The organism is Pararhodobacter aggregans, assembly GCF_003075525.1.
Taxonomy (GTDB): domain Bacteria; phylum Pseudomonadota; class Alphaproteobacteria; order Rhodobacterales; family Rhodobacteraceae; genus Pararhodobacter; species Pararhodobacter aggregans.
Map to the genome: position 1 here is coordinate 73,437 of NZ_QDDR01000011.1, position 25,703 is coordinate 99,139.

A 25,703-nucleotide genomic window follows, 5' to 3' on the forward strand; every position below is an offset into this window, starting at 1 on the left:
CCTCCGATGCCTTTGCCCTTTGTCCAATCGGCCGGCCGCAGCCAAGGCGGTCCGCCGCTCCGAGCGAGCGTTTCCGGGCGCGGGTCCTGGGGCCGGCTCCCGCTGCCCCGGTTGCTCACGGGGCGTCGCGCAGGGTGACGCCTGAACGCGGGGCATCCGAAGCGATGCACGATCACGCCCCGCTCTGAAGTCCCCCAGTACGATTTCGGTCGGCGAAAGGAAGAACCCGCCAGCCGCCTGCCCCCCCGGACTCGCCAGAGCGTCATCGCCTGCGCTACCGAGGACGGCAGCCGCCGACGTCAGGAGACGGGCACTTCAGGAGACAGTCACCTTGATCGACGCAGGTCAAAAGGCAGTGGCCGCGACCGGTTGGAGGGATGCGCAGCCCGAGCCCGGGACCGACACACGGCATCGTGGGCCGAGTGGCGCTGCGCTTCAAGGAACAGGCAACGAGCCGAAGGTCCAGGAACAAGGCGGTGCCATCCCTGGCACGCGGCAGTGGACAAACCCCGTCTGATCCGCGCTCAAGGCATGACCCGAGACACGCCTTTGTCCCATCTTTGTTCTGCAAATATCCTCGGGGGTATCCAAAGGGGGTGGAAAACCCCCTTTGGCGGGGGGTGCGGGGGGCTGGCCCCCCGCCATGGTCGCCCGCAGGCCGAAGGCCCAGGGCGAAACCGCTCCCCCTACCGCCACTCCCGGGCGCCGGCGGCGCGGGGGGACCAGGGGCGGGCCGGTGCGGCACCGGCTACGCCGCGCAGACGGGCGATCATCGCGGGCCCGAGCGGCCGGGCGAAGCGCAGCCCGGCGAGGGGGCCGCGGACCCAGCGGACCTCGGCCTTCAGCGGCTCCATCCCCGCCATGATCTCCAGCCGCAGGGTCGCGCCCTCTTCCAGCCCCGCCGCCCCGGACAGCCGCGCGCCGGTGCTGCTGACGTTGACGATCTCGGCCCGCTGCCGCCCCTCTCCGGTCAACGCCACCACCGAGGCGGCGCAGGGGCAGCGGTATTCCCGGTAGCGCGGCGCCGCGCTCAATACAGCACCCGCGAGCCCAGGATCGCCTCGATCTCATACTCGCTGAGCGGCTCCTCGAACATCAGGCCGCAGGTATCGTCGAAATGCCAGCGGACCTCGGCCGGGTGCTGGTGGCCGACGCAGAGGATCGCCACGAAATCCCCGATCCGCAGCATCCGGTCGGGCACGCCCAGTAGCCGTGCCCCGTTCGCGGACACATTCCCCAGCGTCGCATCGAAAAGCCCCATCGGGGCCCGCACCTGGACCAATGCCCGCGTCGGCAACCGCAGAGCGCGATTCGGCATATTCCATCTCCCATCCGGTTTTCGTTCAGCCTGCGGGCATAAGATTGCCTCGCGGTTAACAGCTCTCTTGATCGGCGGTTTTGCGCCCCCCACATAGGCATCGAGGCCCGCAAGGGGGGATGCGCCGATGGTCGGGCATGCCTCGACGGACGGGCGCTTGGAGATGGAGACGACGATGAACCTTGAAAAGTTCACGGAACGCGCTCGCGGGTTCCTTCAGGCCGCGAACACCATTGCCGCGCGGGAGACCCACCAGCGGCTGACCCCCGAACACCTGCTCAAGGCCCTGATGGACGACGATCAGGGCATGGCCGCCAACCTGATCCGCCGCGCCGGTGGCAACCCCGAGCGGGTGCGTCAGGCCGTCGATCTGGCGGTGGGCAAGCATCCGAAGGTCTCGGGCGATGCGGGTCAGGTCTATACCGACAGCGCGCTGGTGCGGGTGCTGGATGAGGCCGAGAAACTGGCCCAGAAGGCGGGCGACAGCTATGTCCCCGTGGAACGCATCCTGATGGCGCTGGCGATGGTGAAATCGCCCGCGAAAGAGGCGCTGGACGCGGGCGCGGTCACCGCGCAGGGGCTGAACACGGCGATCAACGATGTCCGCAAGGGCCGGACCGCCGACAGCGCCAATGCCGAGGACAGTTTCGAGGCGTTGAAGAAATACGCCCGCGACCTGACGCAGGCGGCGCGCGACGGCAAGATCGACCCCATCATCGGCCGCGACGAGGAAATCCGCCGCGCCATGCAGGTGCTGAGCCGCCGGTCGAAGAACAACCCGGTGCTGATCGGCGAACCGGGCGTGGGCAAGACCGCGATCGCGGAAGGCCTCGCGCTGAGGATCGTCAACGGCGACGTGCCCGAAAGCCTGCGCGACAAGACCCTGATGGCGCTCGACATGGGCTCGCTGATCGCGGGCGCCAAGTACCGCGGCGAGTTCGAGGAGCGGCTGAAAGGCGTGCTCAACGAAATCACCGCCGCGGCGGGCGAGATCATCCTCTTCATCGACGAAATGCACACGCTCGTCGGCGCGGGCAAATCCGAGGGGGCGATGGACGCCGCCAACCTCATCAAACCGGCGCTGGCGCGGGGCGAGCTGCATTGCATCGGCGCCACCACGCTCGATGAATACCGCAAGCATGTGGAGAAGGACGCGGCGCTGGCCCGTCGCTTCCAGCCGGTGTTCATCGCCGAGCCGACGGTCGAGGACACGATCTCGATCCTGCGGGGCATCAAGGAGAAATACGAACTCCACCACGGGATCCGCATCAGCGACTCGGCGCTGGTGGCGGCGGCGACGCTCAGTCATCGCTACATCACTGACCGCTTCCTGCCGGACAAGGCCATCGACCTGATGGACGAGGCCGCCGCGCGGCTGCGGATGCAGATCGACTCGAAGCCCGAGGAACTGGACGCGCTGGACCGCGACATCCTGCAAAAGCAGATCGAGGTCGAGGCGCTGAAAAAGGAAGACGACGCGGCCAGCCGTGACCGTCTGGCCAAGCTGGAAGTGGAACTGTCGGACCTGCAACAGCAATCTTCGGAACTGACCACCGCCTGGCAATCCGAGCGCGACGCGCTGGAAGCCGCGCGGGGGCTGAAAGAGAAGCTGGAGAAGGCGCGCGCCGATCTGGACGGGGCCAAGCGGACCGGCGATTTCGCCAAGGCCGGGCAGCTGCAATACGGCACGATCCCGGAACTGGAGCGGGCGCTGGCCGAGGCCGAGGCGCGCGATGCGCAGAAGCTGGTGGGCGACGCCGTCCGGCCCGAGCAGATCGCCGAGGTGGTCGAACGCTGGACCGGCATCCCGACCACGCGGATGCTGGAGGGCGAGCGCGACAAGCTCCTGCGCATGGAAGAGGGTCTGCACAAGCGGGTCATCGGCCAGAACCACGCGGTCCATGCGGTGGCCAATGCCGTCCGCCGGGCCCGCGCCGGGCTGAACGATGAAAACCGCCCGCTGGGCAGCTTCCTGTTCCTGGGCCCGACCGGGGTGGGCAAGACCGAACTGACCAAGGCCGTCGCCGAATTCCTGTTCGACGACGATCAGGCGATGGTGCGCATCGACATGTCGGAATACATGGAGAAGCACTCGGTCGCCCGGCTGATCGGCGCGCCGCCCGGCTATGTCGGCTATGACGAAGGCGGCGTGCTGACCGAAGCGGTGCGGCGCAGGCCCTATCAGGTCGTCTTGTTCGACGAGGTGGAAAAGGCCCATCCCGACGTCTTCAACGTGCTGTTGCAGGTGCTGGACGACGGGATGCTGACCGACAGCCAGGGCCGGACGGTCGACTTCAAGCAGACGCTCATCATCCTGACCTCGAACCTGGGCTCGCAGGCGCTGAGCCATCTGCCGGAAGGCGTCGATGCGGCCGAGGCCAAGGAGCATGTGATGGAGGCGGTCCGGGCCCATTTCCGGCCCGAGTTCCTGAACCGTCTGGACGAGACGATCATCTTCGACCGCCTGCGTCGGCCGGATATGGACGGGATCGTCAAGATCCAGCTCAAGCGGCTGGAGAAACGGCTGGAATCGCGCAAGATCGTGCTGGAACTGGACGATGCGGCGCGGGTCTGGCTGGCCGACAAGGGCTATGACCCGGTCTATGGCGCGCGGCCCCTGAAGCGGGTGATCCAGCGCACGTTGCAGGACCCTCTGGCGCAGATGCTGCTGGCGGGCGACGTGCTGGACGGCTCGACCGTGCCGGTGACGGCAGGGCCCGAAGGGCTGGTGATCGCCGGGCAGGCCCATGGCGATGCCGGGGACCAGCCGCGGATGAAAGTGGTCCACTGACAGGCCACGCCGGCCTGACGACACAGAGAGGGGCGCCGGGAAACCGGCGCCCTTTTTCCATGCCGCGCCTCGTCTTCCCTGACTCGCCCCCCGCCGCCCCTGCCCCATGCAGATATTCAAAAGTGATGCCGAGTTTTTTAGCGTTTGACTATTTTTCCATCACATGCGTAAGTTTCGAAAATAATCATATCATATGATTCTCTTATGATATTCGGATCAGAAAGCCATCACCGTCACAGGGAGAGAGACGATGAGCGACACCAATTCGACCGCGCCGAAAGGCCTCAGCCGCCGGGGGCTTCTGATGGGGAGTGCGGGCCTCGTCGGCGCGGGCCTCGTGGCCGCGCGCGCCAAGGCGCAGGAGACCGGCGCCAGTGCCATCCCCTCGGGCGGGAACTACCTGCTGAAGGGCGGCATGATCGCCACCATGGACCCGGAGCTGGGCAATCTGCGCGCGGGCGATATCCATGTGCAGGACGGCCGCATCGTCGCCGTGGCCGCCAGCCTCGATGTGCCGGGCGCCGAGGTGATCGACTGCTCGACCATGCTGGTGATGCCCGGCATGGTCGAGACGCATTGGCACATGTGGAACTCGCTGTTCAAGAACATGATCGTCCCCGGCCGGGGCTATGTCGATCTGAAGCGCGGCCTCGGCCATCACCACCAGCCCGAGGATTACTACAACGCCGTGCGCCTGTGCATGGCCGAGGCGATCGACGCGGGCATCACCACGGTGATGAACTACGCCCATAACACCCTCTCGGGCGCCCATGTCGATGCCGAGATCCGCGCCATGGTCGAAAGCGGGCTGCGCGGGCGCTATGCCTATGGCGGTGCCGATCCGACGCCCTCCGAGCAGACGATGGACCTGCAAGACGCGCTGCGGGCCAACCGCGACTGGTTCGGCGGCGGCAACGAATGGGACGGCCGCGTTGACTACGGCTTTTCGGTCCGCGCCCCGGGCGGCCTGCCGCTGGTCTGGCGCGAGGAGCTGGGCGTGGCGCGCGACAACAACCTGCCGGTCATCCTGCACGGCGGCCAGTCGCCCGCCGCCAAGGTCGATGTGGTCGAGATGGACCGCGAGGGCTGGGTGACCGAGCGCATGATCTTCGTGCATTCGCTGCTCTTCACCGCCGAGGACCGCGCGGTTCTGGCCCGCACCGGGGCCTCGAACTCGATCTCGCTGGGCAATGAATTCGCCCATATCCACCGCACGCGCGAGGCCGATGTCGTGCAGCAGATGATGTTGCAGATGAACGAGGGGGTGAACGTCTGCCTGTCGTTCGACGCCACCTCGCTCAACCGCGTGTCGATGTTCGAGCAGATGCGGCTGTGCTATGCCACCCTGATCGGCGAGGCCGAAAGCCCCACCGCCGGGTTCGAGCGCGCAACGCCGACGCAATGCCTGGAGATGGCGACGATCAACGGCGCCCGGGCCTTCGGCTTTGGCGGGCACAGCGGCTCGATCACCCCCGGCAAGCAGGCGGATATCATCCTGATCCGCGGCAATGACCTGGGCATGGCGCCGGTCGCCGACCTGCATTCGACGCTGGTCCATTCGCCCGACAACCGCAACGTCGACACGGTGATCGTCGACGGCAAGTTCCTCAAGCGCGGCGGCCGTCTGCTGTCGGTCGACGCCGAAGAGGTCCGCGCCCGGGCGGTTGAATCGCTCTACAATGTGCGGATGCGCGCCGGCGGCGATTTCGCCCCGGACGAGGGCGGCCTGCCCCGCATGTGAGCGGCGCAACCAGGGGGGCGCCGGGCGACGGCGCCCCCTTTCCGGTCCGGGGGCTACATCAACGGCCGCGCCTGGGGTCGTTCCAGGTCTATCATGGCGAGCGAGGCCAGATCCTCGACCTTCAGGAGTTCCAGCTGCCCCTCGCTCCATTGCGCCAGACCGATGTCGCGCAGCGCCTTCAGGGTCTTGTTGGTATGGACCAGCGACAGGCCCAGCGCGTCCGCCAGATCCTGCTGGCGGAAGGGCAAGGGCACGAACCCGTCCTTTTCCAGCCCCGCCGCCTTGAGCCGCTCGTAGATCCTGACCAGCGCCCAGGCGATCCGCTGCGTGGCGTCGCGCTGGCCCAGCGAGGCGATGGTCTCGCCCAGGAAATGCTCCTCGACTGCGCCGATCCAGGTCAGGTCATAGGCCCGTTCGGGATAGCGGCGGAACACTTCCCACAGATCGTCCCGGCGAAAAACGCAGAGCGTCATATGCGTCGAGGCTTCGACCGAATGCTTCATCTCGCCCATGATCCCGGCCTGCAACCCGGCGAAATCACCGGGAAAGAGGAAGTTGATGACCTGCCGCTTGCCGTTTTCGAGCGTGGTGTAGCGGGTGCCCATCCCGTCCAGCACGGTATAGAGCTGGGGCGAGTTCGATCCTTCCAGAAGGATCGTGGTGCGCGGATCGACCTTCAGCTCTCCGGTCTTGAAGGTCTCCATGAAAGCAAGCTCTTCCTCTGTGAACGGCAAGAACATCGACCGTTTGCGCAAAGGGCAGTTCTTGCAGGATGTGCCGGGCATAGAAACCTCTCTGGCTATGTCGCAGTTAAATGCGCAACCGGCGGATTCGTTCCATGGTCCCTTTCCTTCGGAGGAAATGGATGGACGATACCGACTCGATGAACGGCGAGGTCTACGTGCTGATGCTGCGTGACTTCGTCGTGCTCAAGGATCTTGAGGATACGGTGCGGGATTATGCCCCCGCGGCCGTCGTTCTCACGGCCAGCGAATGCGATCAGGCCCTGGCGCTGATCGAGGGGCTGGACCGCATCTCCATCGCCTTTGTCGAGGCGGGGGCCAAAGCCGTGGCCGCCGCACGGATCGACACTCTGGTCGCGGCGCGGGGCGGGCGGATCGTCCTTCTTGGCGACGATGCCGAGGACGAATGGGAGGCGGGCAACCAGACCAGCGTCCTGCCGATCCTGCTGCGCCCCTTCTCCTCGCAGACCGTGGAAAGGCTGCTGGTCGATCTGCTCGGCCGGCCGGCCTGACCGCGCGCAATCCCCCTTCCCCCTGCCGGGCCCATCACCGATACTGCGCTGATCTTGCAGGGAAGGGCCCGGATGGACAGGCTTGCCGCCGACCGCATGTTCATCGCCGTGATGGAGACCGGCAGCTTCGCCGCGGCGGCCCGCAAGCTCGGGACCAGCGCCGGGCAGGCCTCGAAGCTCATTTCGGCGCTCGAGGGGGAACTGGGCACCCGGCTTCTGAACCGCACGACCCGGGCGCTGGCCCCGACCGAGCTGGGGCAGAGCTATTTCGCCCAGATCCGCAACATCCTGGGCGATCTCGACACCCTGGATCAGAGCCTGCGCGACGCGGGCGAGGCCCCGCGCGGGCGGCTGAGGCTGACGGCGCCCATGTCGCTGGGCACGATGCAGCTGGCCCGGGCGCTCAATGATTTCGCCGCCGCCTATCCGGGGATCGAGCTGGATGTCTCGTTCACCGACCGTTTCGTCAATCTGGTGGACGAGGGCATGGATGCGGCGATCCGCGTCGGCCATCCGGCCGACAGTTCGCTGATCGCCCGGCGGCTGGGACAGACGCGGATCCTGATGGTGGCGAGCCCCGCCTATCTGACCCGGCACGGCCGCCCCGAGACGCTGGAGGCGCTGGCGGGCCATGAATGCATCCTGGACACGACGCTGCGCGACCCGGCGCTCTGGCGGTTTGGCGAGCGGACGCTCACGGTACGCGGTCGCATCCGTTACAGCAGCGCGCTGGCCTGCCTGCTGGCCGCCGAGCACGGGCTGGGCATCGCCCGGGTGCCCGGCTTCACCGCCCAGGCCAGCCTGGCCGCCGGGCGGGTCGAGGTCCTGCTGCCCGCGACGGAACCCCCGCCGTCAGGGATTTTCGCCCTCTACCCGGCCGGGCGGCACCTGCCGGTCAAGGTGCGGGTGCTCATCGACTTCCTCAGCCGGGAATTCGGCGATGTCGATCCATTCCTTCCAGATCGGAACGAATGAACTGCCAAGGCAGCGGATTATCACCGCAGGGGCCGGGTGGCATATGAGGGGCACGCATCGCCGCAGCCTGCGGCCAAGCCTTTCCCGGAGACCCTCATGACCACCACCACCGCGCCGACTTCGGCCACCCGCCCCGCCAATGCCGACATTGCCGCGCTGATCCTGCGCGTGTCGATGGGCGTCCTGTTCATCGCCCATGGCTGGATGAAATATTCCGTCTTCACCCCGGCCGGGACCGCCGGCTATTTCGCCTCGATCGGCCTGCCGCCCTTCCTGGCCTATGTCACCATCGCCGTGGAAATCCTCGGCGGCCTGATGCTGATCGCCGGTCTGTGGACCCGCTGGGTCTCGATCGTGCTGATCCCGGTCATGGTGGGCGCCGCCTATTTCGGCCATGGCTCGAACGGCTTCTTCTTCTCGGTCGAGGGCGGTGGCTGGGAATATCCCGCCTTCTGGACCGTCGCTTTGGTGGTGCAGGCCCTGATCGGCGGCGGCGCCTATGCGCTGCGCGACGACCGCGCCTGAGCTATCCTTCCCCGGGGCGGCCCCGCCGGCCGCCCCTACCCCCCGGAGGTTCCGATGACCCGACGTATGCCCACCTATTTCATCTCGCACGGCGGTGGCCCCTGGCCCTGGCTGCCGCAGATGCGCGCGCAGTTCCGCAACCTCGAAGCCAGCCTCAAGGCGATGGTCGCCGAGCTGCCCGACCTGCCGAAGGCGGTGCTGGTCATCTCGGGCCATTGGGAGACCGAGGATTTCGCCGTGATGAGCGCGGCCCATCCGCCGATGCTCTATGATTACTACGGCTTCCCGCAGGAAACCTATTCCATCACCTACCCCGCGCCCGGCGCCCCGGGCGATCTGGCCCAGCGCACCGCGAGCCTGCTGCGCGAGGCGGGGCTGCCCACCCGGCTTGACGCCAGGCAGGGTTTCGACCACGGCACCTTCGCGCCGCTCTACATCATGTTCCCCGAGGCCAATGTGCCAGTCTATCAGGTCTCCATGCGCCACGGCTATTCGCCCGAGGAACATTTCGCCCTGGGCCGCGCCCTGGCCCCCCTGCGGGACGAAGGCGTGATGATCGTGGGCTCGGGGCTGAGTTTCCATAACCTCAGGATGTTCGGACCCGCCGCCAAGGTCCCGTCCGAGGCCTTCGACACCTGGCTGGACGACGTGCTGCACGAGGCACCGGCCCGGCGCACCCAGTCGCTGATCGAATGGGAAAAGGCGCCCTATGCCCGCGTCTGCCACCGCGAGGAGGACCATTTCGTGCCACTCTTCGCAGCCCTGGGCGCGGCCGAAGGCGAGACGGCGACGCGGATCTACCACGATGTCGGGCTGATGGGCGGCGTCACCGCCTCGAGCTATCGCTTCGGCTGAAGGCACCCCTCACACGACAAACGGCCGCCGGGAAACCCGGCGGCCGTTTTCCTGCGTGGAGGGTGGCCTCAGCGCGGCTGCAGCAGCGCCGAGATCCGGGCCCGCAGATTGACCGCGCTTTGCGCCGCGGCCTCGCTCGCCGCCTGCGCCTCGGCAATGGCGCCGTCGATGGCATCGACCCGGGCGCGGCGGTCGCGGTTGGCCTGGCTGTCGTCGCCCAGCTGCACGATCAGGCTGACCAGCCGCTGCTGCTCGCGCTCCAGCGTCTGCACCTCGCCCGCCTGACGGCGCTGCTCGTTCTCGGCGTCCAGGATCTCGCGCCGCAGCTGGCCGACCTGGGCCAGCAGCTCGCGCACCTGCGCATCCTCGGCCCGGCCTTCCCAATAGGCCAGCGTGTTGAGGTCCATGTCGATGACCCCCATCCGGCGCAGCCGCGGCTGGCGCTCGGTCACCGTCAGGCTGGCGCGCTCACCCGCGCCGACCGCCACCACCCAGCGCCAGGCATCGGGGCGTTCCTCGGCCCCGGTGGTGCTGCTGACGTTCCAGCCCGGGTTGCGGGGATGGTCGATGGTCACCTCGCGCTCGGCATCGGGGGCGCCTTCGATGCGATAGGTGACGCGGCGCTCCAGATCCTCGGTCACGGTCAGGATGCCGTCGACGATCCGCATCTCGCGCAGGGTTTCGGTATTGGTCGATTCCTCGCGCACCTCGACCGCCGTGTCGCGGGCGAAATCGACGACCTCGGTCGCGCCGGGCGCCAGTTCCGGGATCATCGCATCGCCGGCATGGCCTCGCCCGTCCTCATAAAGGGTCAGCACACCGGCCGGCAGCCGCAGCGGCAGCGGGTTTTCCAGCGACAGCGCGATCACCGGATTGCGGTCGCCCTGCCCGCCGCGATAGAGCACCAGCCGCGCATCGGGCAGGAGTTCCGACAGGAACGGCACGCTCATCATCTGGCCCGCGGGCAGCGAGACCGGCGTGTCCAGCGTGAAGCGGCTGAAGCTGTCGCCATCGTCGGCGGTGACCTGAACCGAGGCCATGCTGTCCTGCATGGCGATGGAGGGGGCGCCCGCCGCCTCGGCCATGGCGCCGATCGCACCCCGGTAGAGGGGCGCCGCAGCAGTCACCATCGGCGGCGCCGCCTGCGGCTCCAGCGCCTGTTCGCGCCGGGCATAGGTACGGGCATAGAGCTGCGCCTCGATGGCCCGGACCGAGCCGGTGGCCAGCGTCAGCTGCACATCCTGCCAGTCGATCCCGGTGGTGTTCTCGACCACCGCCCAGCCGATCAGACGGATCCCCTCGGGCGTGTCGACCGCGCGCCAGGCGGTGCGCCAGAGCGGCGCGTTCTGGAGGTACACAAGCCCCACCTCGCGCGGGGTCTCGTTGTCGCTGTCGAGCGTCAGCTCGATCCGGCGCGGGTTGGCCGCGCCACGCCAGGCCCTGAGCGCCTCGGTCAGGGTCGCCTGATCGGCAGCCTCGGCGAAACGCACGCCCAGCGCATCATCCATGACGAAGGAATGCATCACCCCGTCATCGCCCTGCAGGTTCAGGACGTTGATCGTGCCATGCTCGCCCGGGCGCTGAGTCACGCCCATGTTGAGCCCCTGCCAGCTTTCGCCCCGACGCTCGACCACCAGCGGCGCACCGACCATCGTGCCGAACAGACGCACCGGATCGGTCACATCCTCGGGGCCGAAGGGGAAATGCGCGAAAGCATCCTCGAAACTGCCGGGGCCGGTCATGGTGACGTAAGGCACCCCGCCCGCCGGATCGAGAACCCAGAGGCTTTTCAGGAAATCGTCGATATCGCCCCGCGCCACCGACAGGCGCATCGGCTCGACGCCCAGCTGGCCCTCGGCCTCGATCATGGCGAGCCCGGCGGTGGACAGGGTGACCGCGTTGATCGAGGTCTCGGCGGCCAGCGGAAAGGCCAGAACGAGGCCGCTGAGCGACAGGATCAGGGCACGGCGCAGGCGACGGGGGACGGGCAAGGACATGGGTGAACTCCGGGGGGATGAATTGAGCGCACCTTGCCCAATGCGCGGTCACAGGCCAAGGGGGGAGCCGATCACCTGTTCGCAACCTTGCCGTGAACGGCACCCTCCCGCCCGGCCCACGCCCGGCACCGCAGAGGGGTGCGACCGCCTTGCGCTTGCCCCAGGCCCGTGAGTGACCTAAACGCAAACTCCCAAGGGCCGTGGAGGGCACGATGACCGACATCTCCAAGACCGAGACGCGCGCGACCTCGCGCCGGATCGGCTCGCTGGCCGGGCTCTGGCCCTTCCTCAGCGTCTACAAGGGGCTGCTGGGCGGCGCGCTGCTGGCGCTGGTGCTGACCGCCTCGGTCTCGCTGGCGCTGCCTCTGGCGGTGCGCCGGGTGGTCGATGGCTTCGGCGCGGGCGAGCTGCAACTCCTCAACGAATATTTCGTGGCGGCGCTGGCGCTGGCCGGGCTCCTCGCCTTCGGCACCGGCGCGCGCTATTACATGGTGACGCGGCTGGGTGAACGGGTTGTGGCCGATATCCGCAAGGCGCTTTTCGCCCGGACCATCGGCATGTCGCCCGCCTTCTTCGAGAAGATCCTGTCGGGCGAGGTGCTGTCGCGCATCACCACCGACACCACGCTGATCCAGTCGATCGTCGGCTCCTCGATCTCGATCGCGCTGAGGAACCTGCTGATGCTGGTCGGCGGCCTGGCACTGCTGGCGCTGACCTCGCCCAAGCTGACCGGCCTCGTGCTGCTGCTGGTCCCGGCCGTCATCGTGCCCATCGTCACGCTGGGCCGCCGCCTGCGCCGCCTCTCGCGTGAGAACCAGGACTGGATCGCCGCCTCCTCGGGCAACGCGTCCGAGGCGCTGGGGGCAGCCCAGACCGTGCAGGCCTATACGCACGAACCCCTGTCCATCGCCGCCTTCGACCGGGTGACGGAGAAGAGCTTCGACATCGCCCTGATCCGCATCGCCACCCGGGCGGCGATGACCGTGGTCATCATCGCGCTGGTCTTCTCGGGCATCGTGGGTGTGCTGTGGATCGGCGCGCTGGACGTCCGCGCCGGCACCATGTCGATCGGCGAACTGGTGCAATTCGTGATCTATTCGGTGCTGGTCGCGGGCTCGGTCGGCGCCCTGTCCGAGATCTGGGGCGAGCTGCAACGGGCCGCCGGAGCCACCGAACGGCTGGTCGAGCTGATGGACACCATCGACACGGTGCGCGACCCCGATGCGCCGGTCGCCCTGCCCGCCCCGGTGCGCGGCGCGGTGAGCTTCGAGGCGGTGCGCTTCCACTACCCCTCGCGCCCGACGCAATCGGCGCTGGACGGGGTGACGCTGCATGTTCGGCCCGGCGAAACGGTGGCGCTGGTCGGCCCCTCGGGCGCGGGGAAATCGACGATGATCCAGCTGCTGCTGCGGTTCTACGACCCGCAGCAGGGGGTGGTGCGGCTCGATGGCGTGGACCTGCGCGACATGAACCGCGCATCGCTGCGCGGCGCGCTGGCGCTGGTGCCGCAGGACCCGGCGATCTTCGCCCTGAGCGCGCGCGAGAACATCCGCTTCGGCCGCCCCGGGGCCACGGACGCCGAGATCGAGGACGCCGCCCGCGCAGCGGCCGCGCATGACTTCATCGCCGCCCTGCCCGAGGGCTACGACACCCAGCTGGGCGAACGCGGCGTGATGCTGTCGGGCGGCCAGAAACAGCGCATCGCCATCGCCCGCGCCATCCTGCGCGACGCGCCGGTGCTGCTGCTGGACGAAGCGACCTCGGCGCTCGACGCGGAAAGCGAGCGGCTGGTGCAACAGGCGGTCGAACGGCTCTCCGAGGGCCGCACGACGCTGGTCGTGGCCCACCGGCTGGCGACGGTGCGCAAGGCGGACCGGATCGTGGTCTTCGAAGGCGGCCGCATCGTCGCCGAGGGCACCCATGCCGAACTGGTAGCGCAAGGCGGCCTCTACGCCCGGCTGGCCCGGCTGCAATTCACCGAGCATGCGGAAGACAGCGCGGCAGGGTGAGGCGGCCGGACGAGGGGTTTCGCCGTCGGCCCCGACGCCTCCGGCGCCGAGGCCGCGAGAGCCGAAACGGCGGGCGACCAGCGGCGCGGCGTGCCGCCGCACCGAAGGAAGGGGGGCTTTCTGCCCCCCTCTTGGCCTGACGGCCAATTCACCCCCGGAGGATATTTGCAGAACGAAGATGTGCGGATGGCGCCCCGACCAGACGCCCCGCCCTTCTCATCACTTTGCCGAAAATACGCCGGGGGGTCCGGGGGGCTGGCCCCCCGGGGCCAACCCCAAGCGCTGCCCTCTCCGCGGCGGGAGGCGCGCGGGGTGGGCGGGCGGGAGCGCGCCTCCCGCCGCTTCCGCCTCAGGCCGCGCCGCGCGTCTCGATCATCCGGGCCATCAGCGCGGCACCGAGGGGGAGCGAGGCATCGTCAATGACATAGCCCGGGTTGTGCAGCGCCACGCCCGAGCCATGCCCCAGCGTGCAATAGGCACCCGGGACGACCTGCAGCATGTCGGCGAAATCCTCGGAGCCCATGACCAGCTCACTCTTCTCCTGCGCCTGTTCTCCGACCAGCCCGGCCGCGGCCTCAAGCATGGCCTGCGAGAGCGTCGGATCATTCTCCAGCACGTCGAAGACATTGCGCATCTCCAGCGTGATCTGGCAGCCATAGGCCGCCGCCGCCCCGTCGCAAAGCGCCTGCATCCGCGCGGTCACCAGTGCCGCCGTCTCGCGGTTGAAGTAGCGCACCGTTCCGGCCAGCGCCGCGGTCTCGGGGATCACGTTGTAAGCCGCGCCCGCGTGGATCTGGGTAACCGAGACCACGATCCGCTCGGCCGAGGCGACGTTGCGGGCCTTGATCGTCTGGATCTGCCCGACCAGCCCCGCCGCCACCATCAGCGCATCGACCGAGGCCTCCGGCATCGCCGCATGGGCGCCCTTCCCGGTCACCCGGATGTCGAAGAAATTCGCCCCCGCCATCGCCGGACCCGGCTTCACGCCGACCTCGCCCGGGGCGTGGAACGGGGAATTGTGCAGCCCGTAGATCTCGTCGCAGGGGAAGCGCCGGAAGAGGCCGTCGGCGATCATCGCCCGGGCGCCGCCGAGGCCTTCCTCGGCCGGCTGGAAGATGAACACCGCGGTGCCGGCAAAATCGCGTGTCTCGGCCAGGTAACGGGCCGCGCCCAGCAGCATCGTCGTATGGGCGTCATGGCCGCAGGCATGCATCACGCCGGGGGTTTTCGAGGCATAGGGCAGGTTGGTCTGCTCGTGGATCGGCAGCGCGTCCATGTCGGCCCTGAGCCCGATGGTGCGGCCGGGGCGGTTGCCCTTCAGGACCCCCACCACGCCGGTCTTGCCGATCCCGGTCGTGACCTCGATCCCGAGGCGCTCCAGCTCGGCGGCGACCACGCCCGCGGTGCGGACCTCCTGGAACCCGAGTTCGGGATGTTCGTGCAGGTCGCGGCGGATGGCGGTGAGATCGGCGGCGAAATCCTGGATACGGGTCGGGATGGTCATGGGGCTCTCCTGCTGCCGCGTCAGGCTGACCCCGGGCGGGCGGTTTGGCAAGGGGGAGGGATGTCCCGCGCGTGGGACAGCGGCAGGGATGCTGGAAAGTCAAGCGCTTGGCGGGGCGGGTCACCCTTCTGGCAGGAAAGTCCCACGGGTGCGGGTCAGTCCCGAGGCATGATCCCCAGGGCCAGCGCGGCCCGGACCGCCGCGGGCGGACAGGGCTGGGGCCAGGTGACGACGGGCTGGCCACTCTGCCCCTCGACCCTGGTTTCCAGCCGGAGCGCGCCGTCCTCGGTGCTGGCGCTGGTGCTGTGGCGGCTGGCCTCCGGCCCCGCGCCATTGTCGACCCAGCCCTCGCAGGTCCAGGCATCGGCGCCGTCCGGGACACAGGTCATCGCCGAATCCTGCCAGAGCGCCCCGCCCTCGCCCGGCAGGTAGCTCAGGCTGCCGCCGTCGCTCAGCACCAGCGAGAAACCGGTGACACAGAGCGCGGCAAGCTCGGCCTCGGGCAGGGTCGGCTGGCCGGGGAAGGACCAGAACCCGGGCTGAAGCTGGGCGACGGCGGGGAGCGGGAGAAGGAAGGCGGCGGCGAGGAGGAGGGGCTGGCGCATGGGGGGTCTCCGCGATGGGGTGGAGTGAGGGTGCCTGAGGGAGGTGGGGGGTGTCTAGGTGGGAGTTTTTTTGGGGCAGAAGCGACCATGGGCGGGTAACGGAAGTTTGCCGCGCCCGGCCCCTAGGTCTGGTCTGCGCAGATGAATCCCACACGGGACATGTGAAAAAGGGCCGGTCGGGACTCGTTCTCGTGTCATAGCCAGAACATGACGCGAGAACGCGCCCTGACCCTAGCGAGCCGGATCATGGTCAATGCACGGTGACCTTTCGGCCCCTGGAGCAAAAAAGCTATTTGCTGCGCCTGCTCTGATTGCTAGCGTCAAGCCGTAGTGCGTTTCACCGCTTGGGGTACAGGCTATGGTTTGGTTCGGAACCTGGACGGAGGTAGAACTCAGGTGCCGGTATGCGCGAATTCAGGTCGCCCAAGCGACTAGCCGGCTCAAGTGAGCAAGCATGAGCCGTGAGTTGAAGAACAGCGCCCAGGTCAGTTTAGGAGTCACTCTCGGTGCTATCCGTCTACTCAGGTGGCGTCCCAAATGGGAAAAGGGAGCGCATCCGGCGCTCTCTGTTGGCTCTGTCGCTTGGGCGGCGGTACAACGGTTTTTCGTAAACCAAAAAATTGATGGTGCCCCGCTTTGGGCCGAATTGCCCTACGAAGGATCCGACCTAGTAGACCAGACTACCTGAGCGTTTGCTGCGCAATCCTCCAAGAGAATTTTTCCTGGCAGCGTGAATACATGGAAGGCCAAAATGAAGCGCATGATAAGAAGAACTCGGAAAGAAGGCCGCCCCATCCTCACAATGCTGTTGCTGGTTGCAACCGCGACCTTGTTGCCTTCGGAAGGAAGTGCTTGGGAAGCTGATGCAGCGGGATGTACTTCTGATGTGGGTCTTCTTGAGTATGAAGTTGATTCATCAGCGGTTCCGAATCCTTGCTCATATCTTGGATACTACTTTGCCTGGGCAAGCTGGGGAAAGGCGTTCACAGATGTTCACCCCCCAACATTCACCCCAGACCTTGAATCATGGACAAACAACCACAATCCTGAAGAAGTCTCTGCATATTTCAATGGAAAGCTATATCTAATTCGAGCACATCAGCGCGATGGCGGCTCTCCCTCCTATAATTCTCTGCCCGATGAAAGCCCGGAAGGACTGATTTCGTACCTGCTGGTGGCTGCGCATTTGCTGGAAATTTCGGGGAACAACAAGGCCCCTTTCTATAATGGGTTTCTTTTGCAGGCATTCGCATCGTTAGAGTCGGTTCGATTTGAAGAAGCGGCAAGGTCTCTTTCAGCCGTTGCCATCGACTTGAGCGCCCAAACCGGCATCAGGAGGCTCTCTGACTTTGCCTGTTTTGTGGCAAGTGACCTCCCATCTGTAAGCGTCGATGAAATTCTAAGCTCAAACTTCTATCTTTCGTGCACAGGACTGCGATAAATGTCACAGTGCAGTTGAACAAATGACAGTCTCCGTGACGGGAAGACGGACGGGTTCCACCCCGCCCGTTTGAGTTACGACAGAAGTCCAACGCGGAAAAGTTTACGAGCCGCCTCCAGGTTATGCGCCTTTGAGTGACGGTGGGTAGCGTTTGCACCAGTGAGGAAGTGCGAGTTCTCGAGGCCATAGTCGGCGCGCGCCCCAGGCGAAGGTCCCTTCGCATTGATTGGACGAAGGCAAGGGTGAGACGCGCTGTAATAGTGGTTCGGTCAATTCGAGAGCGTCGGCCGCTTGCGTGCGACGGAGGCAGCTGGCGCCCGATGACGGCCAAGCTAGACTTAGTTTCGCAGGTCTTTGCCCCTCCTGAAACGAAACAAATCTTTGCGACACCCGCACAGGTCGATAACGCCCATCCTAAGTACGACACGGGCCCGATATTTTTTTGACAGGTGCGTGTGGTCGACGAGATACCCGAAGAAACGGCTCTTCTAGGATGATTTTGTCAACTCTTGACAGTACCAGCTTCTGTGCGAAGGGATAGTTCTTTGGCAAGAAATTTCTGCAAATCGATTATTGTGCAAGTCTATTTCTCGTGCTTCTCAATCGGGTTGAGTGGCCAGAATTTTGGGGACTCATATTTTAGGTAGCCAACGCCTCAAGATCTCTTTGGCGTTAGGTTTCTCACTGAAAACTCGTGATTCACCTCAATTAGTATCGTCGCTCTTTGCGCATGCCCACTTCTTATTTTAAGATCGAATCTGGTGATTTCAGACAATGCCTCAAAGATCACATCCAGGAAACGGCAGCATCGGCGGCCTGACCAGCAATGTTGACATAAGCCCTGCCGCGTTCTCGTTTGGCGTGATATTCCATGAGGGGAATCTATGCTCTGTCCAATCCCACGGTGCTACGTTTGGTTTGAACCTTCCTGTTGAAGTGTCGATGGCCTACGCTCACAACTTCACGTCTCTGCGCATTGCTGCCACTACTTGCAGCCAGCGCTGCACGGGACTGCGGATGGCCGGTTTGATGAGGCTGCGCCGTCGCGGGGCCAGCTTGGCGACTGTCCGCTCAGGGCCGAACACCCTCCCCCTTCCCTTCCCCCATATCAGGTGCTCATATACCCCCGACCAGACCACCGGAGGGGGAGCCCGTCATGACCATTGCCACCACCCATGTGGGGAGCCTGCCGCGGGGGGAAAAGCTCTCGGCTTTGCTGATCGCCAAGGACAAGCACGAGGCCTATGATCCGGCCGAGTTCGAGGCCACCGTCGAGGCCGCCATTGTCGAGGCGATCCGGCGCCAGCGCGAGGCGGGGGTGAGCATCGTCTCGGATGGCGAGCTCGGCAAGGTCGGCTATTCGACCTATATGCAGGAGCGCCTCTCGGGCTTCGGCGGCCATATCGACCGGAAGCCCGCCAAGGACATGGCCGCCCACCCCGCGCTGGCCAAGAAGCTGAGCGCGATCATGGGCAGCCAGGAATTCACCCGGGCCTCCTGCATCGGCGAGGTCAAGCTGGTCAATCTGCAGCCCGCGCTCGACGATATCCGGCGCTTCAAGGAGGCGCTGGCGGCGCGGGGCGATACCGGGCGGGCCTTCATGAACGCGGCCTCGCCGGGGCTGATTACCGCCTTTCAGGTGAACAAGTATTACCCCAGCCATGAGGCCTATCTGGCCGACCTCGCCACCGCCATGCGGCCGGAATACGAGGCGATTCTGGACGCGGGCTTCGACATCCAGTTCGATTGCCCCGACCTCGCCATGTCGGCGCATACCGGCTATCAGGACCTGAGCCAGGACGAATTCGTCAAGGTGGCGGCGGCGAATGTCGAGGCGCTGAATGCGGCGACCGAGGGGCTGCCGAAGGACCGCATGCGGATGCATCTGTGCTGGGGCAATTACGAGGGGCCGCATGACCACGACATCCCGCTGGAGAAGGTGATCGACGTGGTGCTGGGGGCCAATCCCTCGACCATCCTGTTCGAGAGCGCCAATCCCTGCCACGAGCATGAATGGACGGTCTGGCGGGATGCGAAGATCCCCGAGGACAAGGTGCTGGCGCCGGGGGTCATCGACACCTGCTCGAATTACGTCGAACACCCGCAGCTGATCGCCCAGCGCCTGCAGCGGTTCATCGATATCGTGGGACAGGATCGCGTCATCGCCTCGACCGATTGCGGCTTCGGCACTTTCGCGGGCTATGGCAAGATCGACCCCGAGGTGACGTGGAAGAAGCTCAGGAACCTGCGCGCGGGGGCGGATCTGGCCTCGGCGTGACGGTGGGTGCGAGCACGCACCCTACGGGCGCTTGGGGGGCGCTGCCCCCCGGCCTGCGGCCTCCCCCCGGGATATTTGAGGAACAAAGAAGCGCGGGTCAGGCGGGCTTCGACGCTTTCCCCGCGACATAGGTTTCCGCCACCACGCGGTCGTCGCCGAGGATCAGGAGGGCGAAGAGTTCGTCCTTGAGGTCGCGGGCGGCCTCCATCCTGAGCGCGAGGTCCGGGGTGGCATGGCTGTTCAGCACCACCAGATCGGCCTCGCTGCCCGGTTGCAGGGTGCCGATGCGGTCGGCGAGGCCCAGCACCTCGGCATTGCCCCGGGTGATCCACCAGAAGGCGGTGAAAGGGTCGAGGCTGCGTTTCTGCAGCTGGGCCACGGCATAGGCCGCGCCGCCGGTTCTGAGCATCGACCAGCTCATCCCGGCGCCGATGTCGGTGGCGATGGCCGAGGTGGCGCCGCGGGCCGCCAGCGCGGCCTCGTCGAAAAGTCCCGATCCCAGGAAGAAGTTCGAGGTCGGGCAATGGACCGCGTGCGAGCCGGTTTCGGCGATGCGGTCGCGCTCGGCCTCGGTCAGGTGGATGGCGTGACCCAAGAGCGCCTTCGGACCCAGCATGCCGTAGCGGTCGTAGATGTCGAGATAGCCCCTGGCCTCTGGGTAAAGCGCGCAGGCCAAGGCGATTTCGTCGGTGTTTTCCGACAGATGGGTCTGGACGTGGCACTCGGGATGCGCGGCGATCAGGGCCCCGGCCGCCTCCATCTGCGCGGGCGTCGAGGTGAGGGCGAAACGGGGCGAGATGGCATAGAGCGCGCGGCCCCTTCCATGCCAGCGGGCGATCAGCGCCGCGCTGTCGTCATGGGCGGTTTGCGGCGTGTCGAGCAGCGCTGCGGGCGCGTTGCGGTCCATCAGCACCTTGCCGCCCAGCATGCGCATCCCCCGCTTCTGGCCTTCGGCGAAATACGCCTCGACCGAGGCGGGATGCACCGAGCAGAAGGCCGAGGCCGTGGTGGTACCGTTCCGGAGCAAGAGGTCGTAGAAGGCCGTCGCCATCCGCGCGGCATGGGCGGGATCGGCGAAGGCTGTCTCGGCCGGGAAGGTATAGGTGTTCAGCCAATCCAAGAGCTGCGCGCCCCATGACGCGGTGATCTGGCCCTGCGGGAAATGGATATGGGCGTCGATGAAACCGGCGGTGATCAGATGCGGGCGGTGGTCGGTCACGGCGATCCCCGCCGGGGCCTGCGCAAAATCGCCGACCCAGGCGATCAGCCCGTCGCGGACATGCACCGCGCCATCGTCGAAAAGCTCGAAGGCGGCGGTATCGCCGACCCCCTCGGGCCGCCGCAGGAAGCGCAGCACGCGCCCGCGCAAGATGCGTTCATCCATGTCCATGCTCCTTTGACCGGCGCCGCAGGATAGGGCCGCATCCTGCCACGACAATCCGGCAAAAGCGTTTGACTGTTTGGCGTGAGCGTTGAAAATCGCCGGGGAAACACCTGCTATTGTCAACGGAATGGGCGGATAGCACGGGAGGAACGCCAGCAATTGCCCTATCTGGAAAGCCTCAAGGTCTTTGTGCGGGTGGTCGAGCTGGGCTCGATCACCTCGGGCGGGCGCGACCTGCGGCTGACGCCGGCCGTGGCCTCGAAGCGGATCAAGGAGCTGGAGGCGCGGCTGGGCACCCGGCTTTTGAACCGCACGACGCGCAAGCTGGTGCCGACCGAGGCGGGGCGGCTGTTCTATGAACATGTGCGGGGTGTCGTCGCCTCGCTGGAGGAGGCCGAAGCCTCGCTTGCCGGGTTCGAGGGGCGGCCGCGCGGCACGGTGCGGGTGACGGCGCCGCTGGGGGTCGGGCGGCGGCTGGTGGCGCCGCTCGTGCCGCGGTTTTGCGACCTCTTCCCCGAGGTCGACGTGCGGCTCAGGCTGTCGGACCGGCGGGTCGATCTGTTCGAGGAAGAGCTGGACGTGGCCTTCTTTCTGGGCACGCCGCCCGATTCCGCGCTGAAACTGCGCAAGGTGGCGGATTGCCCGCGGCTGTTGTGCGCCGCGCCGGAGTATCTGGCGCGCGAGGGCCTTCCCGAGGCGCCGGACGACCTGCTGGCGCATAATTGCCTGCTGCTGCGCTATCCCCGCTCGCCCGAATATTACTGGCAGCTGGAGACGCCCGAGGGGCTGGTCAAGCTGGAGGTGCGGGGCCGCTACGACGCCGACGAGGGCGATGTGCTGCTGAGCTGGGCGCTCGATGGCCGCGGCATCGTCATGAAGCCGCGGTTCGAGGTGGCGGGGCATCTGGCCTCGGGCCGGCTGGTCGAGGTACTGCCCCTGACCCCGCCGCCCCCGGCGATCCTGGGCTGCCTCTATCCGCACCGCAAGCTGCAGGACCCCAAGGTGCAGCGCTTCATCGACTTCCTGCTCAGGCACATGCGGCTGGCGCTGGAACACCCCTGACGATCGGTTGACACCTTGTTTCCCGGTGCCCAACAATTGCCCCGTTTCCGGCCGAGAATTCGCACATTCCCCGCCTAGACCAGCGACCTACCGAGTATGCGTTCCCGCTGGAGATTGCCCCCATGGCCAATACGCTCAACGACCTGATCCTCACCGATGTGGCGGGCTTCGCCCCGGGCGATACGCTGTCGCTGGGCAGCGGGTTGACCGGGATCACCGATTCCGCGGTGGCGACCGCCTGGGGCGACCCGTCACGGATCGCGGTGGGCGACAATTTCTACAGCGACCGGGGGATCGGCTCGATCACCGGCCTGTCGACGGTCACCGCCGATGTCAGCTCCCTCGACGCGCTGGGCAACCCGGTGACCAGCCCGCAGACGCTGCTGGTCGTCTCGGTCACCGATTCGGTCAGCGGGCTGACCAGCCAGATGCTGCTGCCGCTCGATGCGGCGGGCGATCTGGTGCATATCACCCAGATCTCGATCACCGCGGTCGATACCACGCCCGGCATGACCGAAATCGCCTTCGCCGATCTGGCGCAGGACGACACCGTGACGCTGGCCAGCCCCGGCACGGTCGACGGTGCCGCGACGGGCGAGGTGATGAACACCGGTTATACCGATGGCGACGGCGACGCGATGGACGAAAGCGGAAACGCGATCGAGGCCAATGGCGGCGACGACACGGTCTATGGCGGCGCGGGCGATGACACGATTTCCGGCGGCGACGGCGCCGACTGGCTCTTCGGGCGCGAAGGCAATGACCTGCTGTCGGGCAATGCGGGCGACGATTCGCTCTGGGGCGATGCGGGCGACGACACGCTCTTCGGCAACGAGGGCGACGACAAGCTGATCGGCGGCGAGGGCAATGACCTCATCATCGGGGGTGAAGGCAACAACCTGATGTACGGCGACGATGCCTTCGGCGACACCGGCGGGCGCGAGCCGGGCGATGCGACCGAACCGGGCTATGGCAACGACACGCTGGTCATGGGCAATGGCGACGACACCGCTTACGGCGGCTCGGGCGACGATTCCTTCCGCGTCTTCGACGGCTTCGGCAATCATGTGATTGTCGGCGGCGAGACGGGCGAGACCGATGGCGACAAGATCGAAGCCACGCTGATGACCGAAAGCACCACCGTCACCTATACCGGCGACGAAGAGGGCACGATGGCCTCGGGCGGCAATACCGCCAGCTTCACCGAGATCGAGCGCATCCAGCTGGGCTCGGGCGACGACCGGGCCGAGGTGCAGGCCTTCACCAACGGCTTCGTGCACGGCGGTTCGGGCTTCGACCAACTGGTGCTGCCCGATCCCCTGCCGGGCGAGACCCCGCCGCAGGTGACGATCACCGACGATATCGACAACGGCGACGGGACCCATTCCTACTCCGGCTACGTGATCTTCGACGACGGCTCGAAACTGCAGTTCAAGAGCTTCGAAGAGATCATCTGCTTCACCCCCGGCACGCTGATCGACACCACCCGCGGCCGGGTCGCGGTCGAGGAATTGGTGGCCGGTGACAAGGTGCTGACCCGCGACCATGGTTACCAGCCGCTGACCTGGACCGGGCGGCGCGACCTAACGATGGCCGATCTCGCCGGCAGCCCCGAGGTCGGGCCGGTGCGGATCGCCGCAGGCTCCCTCGGCCGCGGCCTGCCCGAGCGCGACCTCGTGGTCTCGCCCCGCCACCGGATGCTGGTCACCGGCGCCCGGGCCGAGCTGATGTTCGGCGAGCGCGAGGTGCTGGTCGCGGCGCAGGATCTGCTGGGCCTGCCGGGTGTCAACCGCGCCGGGCTGGAAGCCGTCAGCTACATCCACGTCATGTGCGAGCGCCACGAGATCATCCGCGCCGAAGGCTCCTGGACCGAAAGCTTCCAGCCCGCGGAAGCCGTGGTCGACGCGCTGGAGGACGGCACCCGGGCCGAGCTGCTGGCGCTCTTCCCGGCGCTCGCCACCGAAGCCGGCCGCGCCGGTTTCGCCGCCGCCCGCCCGGTCCTGTCCGGCGCCGAGGCCAAGACCCTCTTCGCCGCCTGACCCCATCGAAGACCCGCCGACAACCAAGGGCCGCCCCTCAAAGGCGGCCCTTCCTCTTTCAGCCCAAGGCGGCGGGAGGCACGCTCCCACCCGCCCACCCCGCGCGCCTCCCGCCGCGGAGAGGGCAGCGCTTGGGGCGACCCCGGGGGCCTTCTGCCCCCGGACCCCCGAGGATATTTGCAGAACGAAGATGAGGGTCAAGCGCCCTCTGTTCCCCATCTTTGTTCTGAAAATATCCTCGGGAGGATTTTCAAGGAGGGTGGAAAACCCTCCTTGAAGCAGGGGGTGCGGGGGGCGGCAGCCCCACGCCTCCGGTCGCCCGAGGCACGAGGGCGAAACCCAGATAGGGCCTCAGTCGAGGCTGGTCTCGGTCGGTGCAGGCGCGGGACCGGTCGGTTCGGCCCAGCGGGCGGCGAGGTGGATGAGGATGATGATCATCGACACCGGCACGATCACCGCGATCCAGACCATGGCGATGCCCAGCGTGTCCATGGTCAGCGCCGCCTGCCGGGCCAGGTAGCCGCGGGAAAAGCCGCCCCGCAGGCCGATGAAGCAGAACCAGACCACCGGCAGCACGAAGGTCAGCACCGCGGCGCTGTGGATCGCCGCGGCCAGCCAGCCCAGCCAATGCGGGCGGGGTGGAAAGACGCTGGCCATCAGCACCGCATCGGCGCGGGTCTTGAAGGACAGCGTGGCGCCCAGAAGCCCGGTCCAGACCATCATGTAGCGCGCAACATCCTCGGTCCAGACCGGCGGCGAGGCAAAGCCGTAGCGCGCGACGACCTGGATTATCACGGTGACGAACATCCCCGCGACCGCCGCGACCGCGACGCTGCGGGCCAGGGCATGGAGGGCGTTGCTGAGGCCGAGGATGGCGTTGCGCATGGGGATCTCTGTCGAAAGGCAGGGGCGCGCGCCGCGTTTCAGGCGCGCGCGGGGCCGGGGTCAGCGGCTGGCGGCGGCGATGGCCTGCCAGCGGGCCACGGCGTCCGAGGGCATGAGGCCCGAATCGTAGACCGCCAGCGAGCGGCTGCGGAAGGCCTCGCGTTCCTCGGCGGTCAGGCGCTGAACGGTCACGCCCGCCGCCTCCAGCGCGGTGAGCGAGCTTTCGGCGACCTCGGCCAGCCAGTCGGCGGTCGCGGCATTGGCGGTTTCGACCGCGGCATCGACGGCGGCGCGTTCCGCGTCGCTGAGCCCGTCATACCAATAGCGCGAGGCGAGGATCGCCCGCGCCGGGATGATTACCCCCGCATCGGCGTAATTCCTGACGAAATCGGTCTGGCCGAAGCTGATCGGCACGAAGGGCGAGTTCAGATAGCCGTCGATCACCCCGGTCTGCAGCCCGGCCGGGACCTCGCCCCAGGGCACGATGGTGCCGGCGCTGCCCCAGGCCTCGTACATGGCGATCTGCGCGTCATCGAGGGCGCGCATCCTGAGGCCTGCCATATCCTCCGGCCGGCGGATGGCGGTGGTGGTGGTGATGATGCCCGAGGAGGGCCCCAGCGGCGCGATGGCCAGCAGCATCGCGTCCTCGGCGCCCAGCGCCTCGTTCACCTGATCGAAGACCTGCCCCTCGGTCAGGGCGCGCTGCAGATGGGCGGCGTCGTCGAAGAGATAGGGCAGCCGCAGGCCGTAGATGAAGGGATCGAGCTGCGCCACGACGCGGATGTCCGAAAGCGAGACTTCCAGCAGGCCGGTGGTGATCTGGTCGAATTTCTCGGCCTCGTTGCCGACCGCGTCGCGCGGCATCTCGCGGACCTCGAAGCCGGCCTCGGTCAGCGCCTGGCCAAAGGCATGGGCCCAGTTGTAGGAGCCCGAAGTGGCGAGGTCGGGCGCGGTGTCGAGGGCGATCTTCACCTCGGCGGCGACCGGGGCGGCCGATGCCATCAGGGCCGCGAGGGCCAAAGCCTTGATTTTCATGTCT

Annotated in this window: 20 protein-coding genes; 11 read left to right on the top strand and 9 right to left on the bottom strand. The window is 67.0% G+C overall.

Features of this window, described 5'->3' with window-relative positions:
• Positions 1 to 686: 686 nt before the first annotated feature.
• Together DDE23_RS18910 and DDE23_RS18915 are read right to left on the bottom strand one after the other, a co-directional pair.
• Positions 687 to 1,034, bottom strand: a complete 348-nt coding sequence (locus DDE23_RS18910; RefSeq protein ID WP_107754871.1) for a PilZ domain-containing protein — start codon at positions 1,032 to 1,034, stop codon at positions 687 to 689.
• A complete protein-coding gene (locus DDE23_RS18915; protein WP_107754872.1) occupies positions 1,031 to 1,318 on the bottom strand; it encodes a PilZ domain-containing protein in 288 nt (95 codons plus the stop codon). The genes DDE23_RS18910 and DDE23_RS18915 overlap by 4 nt, the downstream gene beginning before the upstream one ends.
• A 175-nt stretch (positions 1,319 to 1,493) precedes the next feature.
• Here DDE23_RS18915 and clpB point away from each other — a divergent pair, with 175 nt between their 5' ends.
• Both clpB and DDE23_RS18925 read left to right on the top strand, forming a co-directional pair.
• Complete coding sequence (gene clpB / locus DDE23_RS18920) at positions 1,494 to 4,109, top strand: ATP-dependent chaperone ClpB (protein ID WP_107754888.1); 2,616 nt, start codon at positions 1,494 to 1,496, stop codon at positions 4,107 to 4,109.
• A gap of 250 nt (positions 4,110 to 4,359) precedes the next feature.
• On the top strand, positions 4,360 to 5,850 hold the full coding sequence (locus DDE23_RS18925) for an amidohydrolase family protein (RefSeq protein WP_107754873.1): 1,491 nt from the start codon (positions 4,360 to 4,362) through the stop codon (positions 5,848 to 5,850).
• Between the two features lie 53 nt (positions 5,851 to 5,903).
• Here the strand turns inward: DDE23_RS18925 and DDE23_RS18930 are convergent, their stop codons facing one another.
• Complete coding sequence (locus tag DDE23_RS18930) at positions 5,904 to 6,635, bottom strand: Crp/Fnr family transcriptional regulator (protein ID WP_107754874.1); 732 nt, start codon at positions 6,633 to 6,635, stop codon at positions 5,904 to 5,906.
• Between the two features lie 80 nt (positions 6,636 to 6,715).
• On the opposite strand from DDE23_RS18930, the gene DDE23_RS18935 reads away from it, so the two are divergent.
• The 4 genes from DDE23_RS18935 to DDE23_RS18950 all read left to right on the top strand — a co-directional run bounded on the left by DDE23_RS18935 (position 6,716) and on the right by DDE23_RS18950 (position 9,460).
• Entirely contained in the window at positions 6,716 to 7,105 is a 390-nt protein-coding gene (locus DDE23_RS18935; RefSeq protein WP_107754875.1) for a hypothetical protein, read from the top strand.
• A gap of 72 nt (positions 7,106 to 7,177) precedes the next feature.
• Positions 7,178 to 8,080, top strand: a complete 903-nt coding sequence (locus tag DDE23_RS18940) for a LysR family transcriptional regulator (RefSeq protein ID WP_107754876.1) — start codon at positions 7,178 to 7,180, stop codon at positions 8,078 to 8,080.
• A 96-nt stretch (positions 8,081 to 8,176) separates the two neighbouring features.
• Complete coding sequence (locus tag DDE23_RS18945) at positions 8,177 to 8,605, top strand: DoxX family protein (protein ID WP_107754877.1); 429 nt, start codon at positions 8,177 to 8,179, stop codon at positions 8,603 to 8,605.
• 54 nt (positions 8,606 to 8,659) lie between these two features.
• Positions 8,660 to 9,460 carry a DODA-type extradiol aromatic ring-opening family dioxygenase gene (locus DDE23_RS18950; RefSeq protein WP_107754878.1) on the top strand — a complete coding sequence of 267 codons (801 nt, stop codon included), beginning with the start codon at positions 8,660 to 8,662 and terminating at the stop codon, positions 9,458 to 9,460.
• A gap of 68 nt (positions 9,461 to 9,528) precedes the next feature.
• On the opposite strand, the gene DDE23_RS18955 is transcribed toward DDE23_RS18950, so the two are convergent.
• Positions 9,529 to 11,457 carry a DUF4139 domain-containing protein gene (locus DDE23_RS18955; protein WP_107754879.1) on the bottom strand — a complete coding sequence of 643 codons (1,929 nt, stop codon included), beginning with the start codon at positions 11,455 to 11,457 and terminating at the stop codon, positions 9,529 to 9,531.
• A gap of 212 nt (positions 11,458 to 11,669) precedes the next feature.
• On the opposite strand from DDE23_RS18955, the gene DDE23_RS18960 reads away from it, so the two are divergent.
• Entirely contained in the window at positions 11,670 to 13,466 is a 1,797-nt protein-coding gene (locus DDE23_RS18960) for an ABC transporter transmembrane domain-containing protein (protein ID WP_107754880.1), read from the top strand.
• Between the two features lie 349 nt (positions 13,467 to 13,815).
• Here DDE23_RS18960 and DDE23_RS18965 read toward each other — a convergent pair whose 3' ends face one another.
• Entirely contained in the window at positions 13,816 to 14,970 is a 1,155-nt protein-coding gene (locus DDE23_RS18965; RefSeq protein ID WP_107754881.1) for a M20 aminoacylase family protein, read from the bottom strand.
• A gap of 155 nt (positions 14,971 to 15,125) precedes the next feature.
• Positions 15,126 to 15,575: a hypothetical protein gene (locus tag DDE23_RS18970; protein ID WP_107754882.1), complete on the bottom strand. Its 450-nt coding sequence runs from the start codon at positions 15,573 to 15,575 to the stop codon at positions 15,126 to 15,128.
• A gap of 751 nt (positions 15,576 to 16,326) precedes the next feature.
• On the opposite strand from DDE23_RS18970, the gene DDE23_RS24955 reads away from it, so the two are divergent.
• Both DDE23_RS24955 and DDE23_RS18975 read left to right on the top strand, forming a co-directional pair.
• A complete protein-coding gene (locus tag DDE23_RS24955) occupies positions 16,327 to 17,016 on the top strand; it encodes a hypothetical protein (protein WP_133239594.1) in 690 nt (229 codons plus the stop codon).
• A 1,156-nt stretch (positions 17,017 to 18,172) separates the two neighbouring features.
• A complete protein-coding gene (locus tag DDE23_RS18975) occupies positions 18,173 to 19,294 on the top strand; it encodes a cobalamin-independent methionine synthase II family protein (RefSeq protein WP_107754883.1) in 1,122 nt (373 codons plus the stop codon).
• A gap of 97 nt (positions 19,295 to 19,391) precedes the next feature.
• On the opposite strand, the gene guaD is transcribed toward DDE23_RS18975, so the two are convergent.
• The gene (guaD, locus tag DDE23_RS18980) at positions 19,392 to 20,678 is read right to left on the bottom strand and encodes a guanine deaminase (RefSeq protein WP_420330173.1); all 1,287 of its coding nucleotides are present in this window, start codon (positions 20,676 to 20,678) and stop codon (positions 19,392 to 19,394) included.
• 159 nt (positions 20,679 to 20,837) lie between these two features.
• On the opposite strand from guaD, the gene DDE23_RS18985 reads away from it, so the two are divergent.
• The gene (locus DDE23_RS18985; protein WP_107754885.1) at positions 20,838 to 21,740 is read left to right on the top strand and encodes a LysR family transcriptional regulator; all 903 of its coding nucleotides are present in this window, start codon (positions 20,838 to 20,840) and stop codon (positions 21,738 to 21,740) included.
• A gap of 122 nt (positions 21,741 to 21,862) precedes the next feature.
• Positions 21,863 to 23,779, top strand: coding sequence for a Hint domain-containing protein (locus tag DDE23_RS18990; RefSeq protein ID WP_116548253.1), 1,917 nt, complete (start codon positions 21,863 to 21,865; stop codon positions 23,777 to 23,779).
• A gap of 351 nt (positions 23,780 to 24,130) precedes the next feature.
• Here the strand turns inward: DDE23_RS18990 and DDE23_RS18995 are convergent, their stop codons facing one another.
• A complete protein-coding gene (locus DDE23_RS18995; protein WP_107754607.1) occupies positions 24,131 to 24,664 on the bottom strand; it encodes a TRAP transporter small permease in 534 nt (177 codons plus the stop codon).
• A 60-nt stretch (positions 24,665 to 24,724) separates the two neighbouring features.
• Positions 24,725 to 25,699 (bottom strand): TRAP transporter substrate-binding protein, encoded by a 975-nt coding sequence (locus tag DDE23_RS19000; protein ID WP_107754608.1) that lies wholly within the window; start codon positions 25,697 to 25,699, stop codon positions 24,725 to 24,727.
• Between the last annotated feature and the right edge of the window lie 4 nt (positions 25,700 to 25,703).

Excerpts from the sequence above, each read along its gene's own strand:
- DDE23_RS18915 (WP_107754872.1), bottom strand. The coding sequence starts at position 1,318 with ATGCCGAATCGCGCTCTGCGGTTGCCGACGCGGGCATTGGTCCAGGTG.
- clpB (WP_107754888.1), top strand. The coding sequence starts at position 1,494 with ATGAACCTTGAAAAGTTCACGGAACGCGCTCGCGGGTTCCTTCAGGCC.
- DDE23_RS18925 (WP_107754873.1), top strand. The coding sequence starts at position 4,360 with ATGAGCGACACCAATTCGACCGCGCCGAAAGGCCTCAGCCGCCGGGGG.
- DDE23_RS18930 (WP_107754874.1), bottom strand. The coding sequence starts at position 6,635 with ATGCCCGGCACATCCTGCAAGAACTGCCCTTTGCGCAAACGGTCGATG.
- DDE23_RS18935 (WP_107754875.1), top strand. The coding sequence starts at position 6,716 with ATGGACGATACCGACTCGATGAACGGCGAGGTCTACGTGCTGATGCTG.
- DDE23_RS18940 (WP_107754876.1), top strand. The coding sequence starts at position 7,178 with ATGGACAGGCTTGCCGCCGACCGCATGTTCATCGCCGTGATGGAGACC.
- DDE23_RS18945 (WP_107754877.1), top strand. The coding sequence starts at position 8,177 with ATGACCACCACCACCGCGCCGACTTCGGCCACCCGCCCCGCCAATGCC.
- DDE23_RS18950 (WP_107754878.1), top strand. The coding sequence starts at position 8,660 with ATGACCCGACGTATGCCCACCTATTTCATCTCGCACGGCGGTGGCCCC.
- DDE23_RS18955 (WP_107754879.1), bottom strand. The coding sequence starts at position 11,457 with ATGTCCTTGCCCGTCCCCCGTCGCCTGCGCCGTGCCCTGATCCTGTCG.
- DDE23_RS18960 (WP_107754880.1), top strand. The coding sequence starts at position 11,670 with ATGACCGACATCTCCAAGACCGAGACGCGCGCGACCTCGCGCCGGATC.
- DDE23_RS18965 (WP_107754881.1), bottom strand. The coding sequence starts at position 14,970 with ATGACCATCCCGACCCGTATCCAGGATTTCGCCGCCGATCTCACCGCC.
- DDE23_RS18970 (WP_107754882.1), bottom strand. The coding sequence starts at position 15,575 with ATGCGCCAGCCCCTCCTCCTCGCCGCCGCCTTCCTTCTCCCGCTCCCC.
- DDE23_RS24955 (WP_133239594.1), top strand. The coding sequence starts at position 16,327 with ATGAAGCGCATGATAAGAAGAACTCGGAAAGAAGGCCGCCCCATCCTC.
- DDE23_RS18975 (WP_107754883.1), top strand. The coding sequence starts at position 18,173 with ATGACCATTGCCACCACCCATGTGGGGAGCCTGCCGCGGGGGGAAAAG.
- guaD (WP_420330173.1), bottom strand. The coding sequence starts at position 20,678 with ATGGATGAACGCATCTTGCGCGGGCGCGTGCTGCGCTTCCTGCGGCGG.
- DDE23_RS18990 (WP_116548253.1), top strand. The coding sequence starts at position 21,863 with ATGGCCAATACGCTCAACGACCTGATCCTCACCGATGTGGCGGGCTTC.
- DDE23_RS18995 (WP_107754607.1), bottom strand. The coding sequence starts at position 24,664 with ATGCGCAACGCCATCCTCGGCCTCAGCAACGCCCTCCATGCCCTGGCC.
- DDE23_RS19000 (WP_107754608.1), bottom strand. The coding sequence starts at position 25,699 with ATGAAAATCAAGGCTTTGGCCCTCGCGGCCCTGATGGCATCGGCCGCC.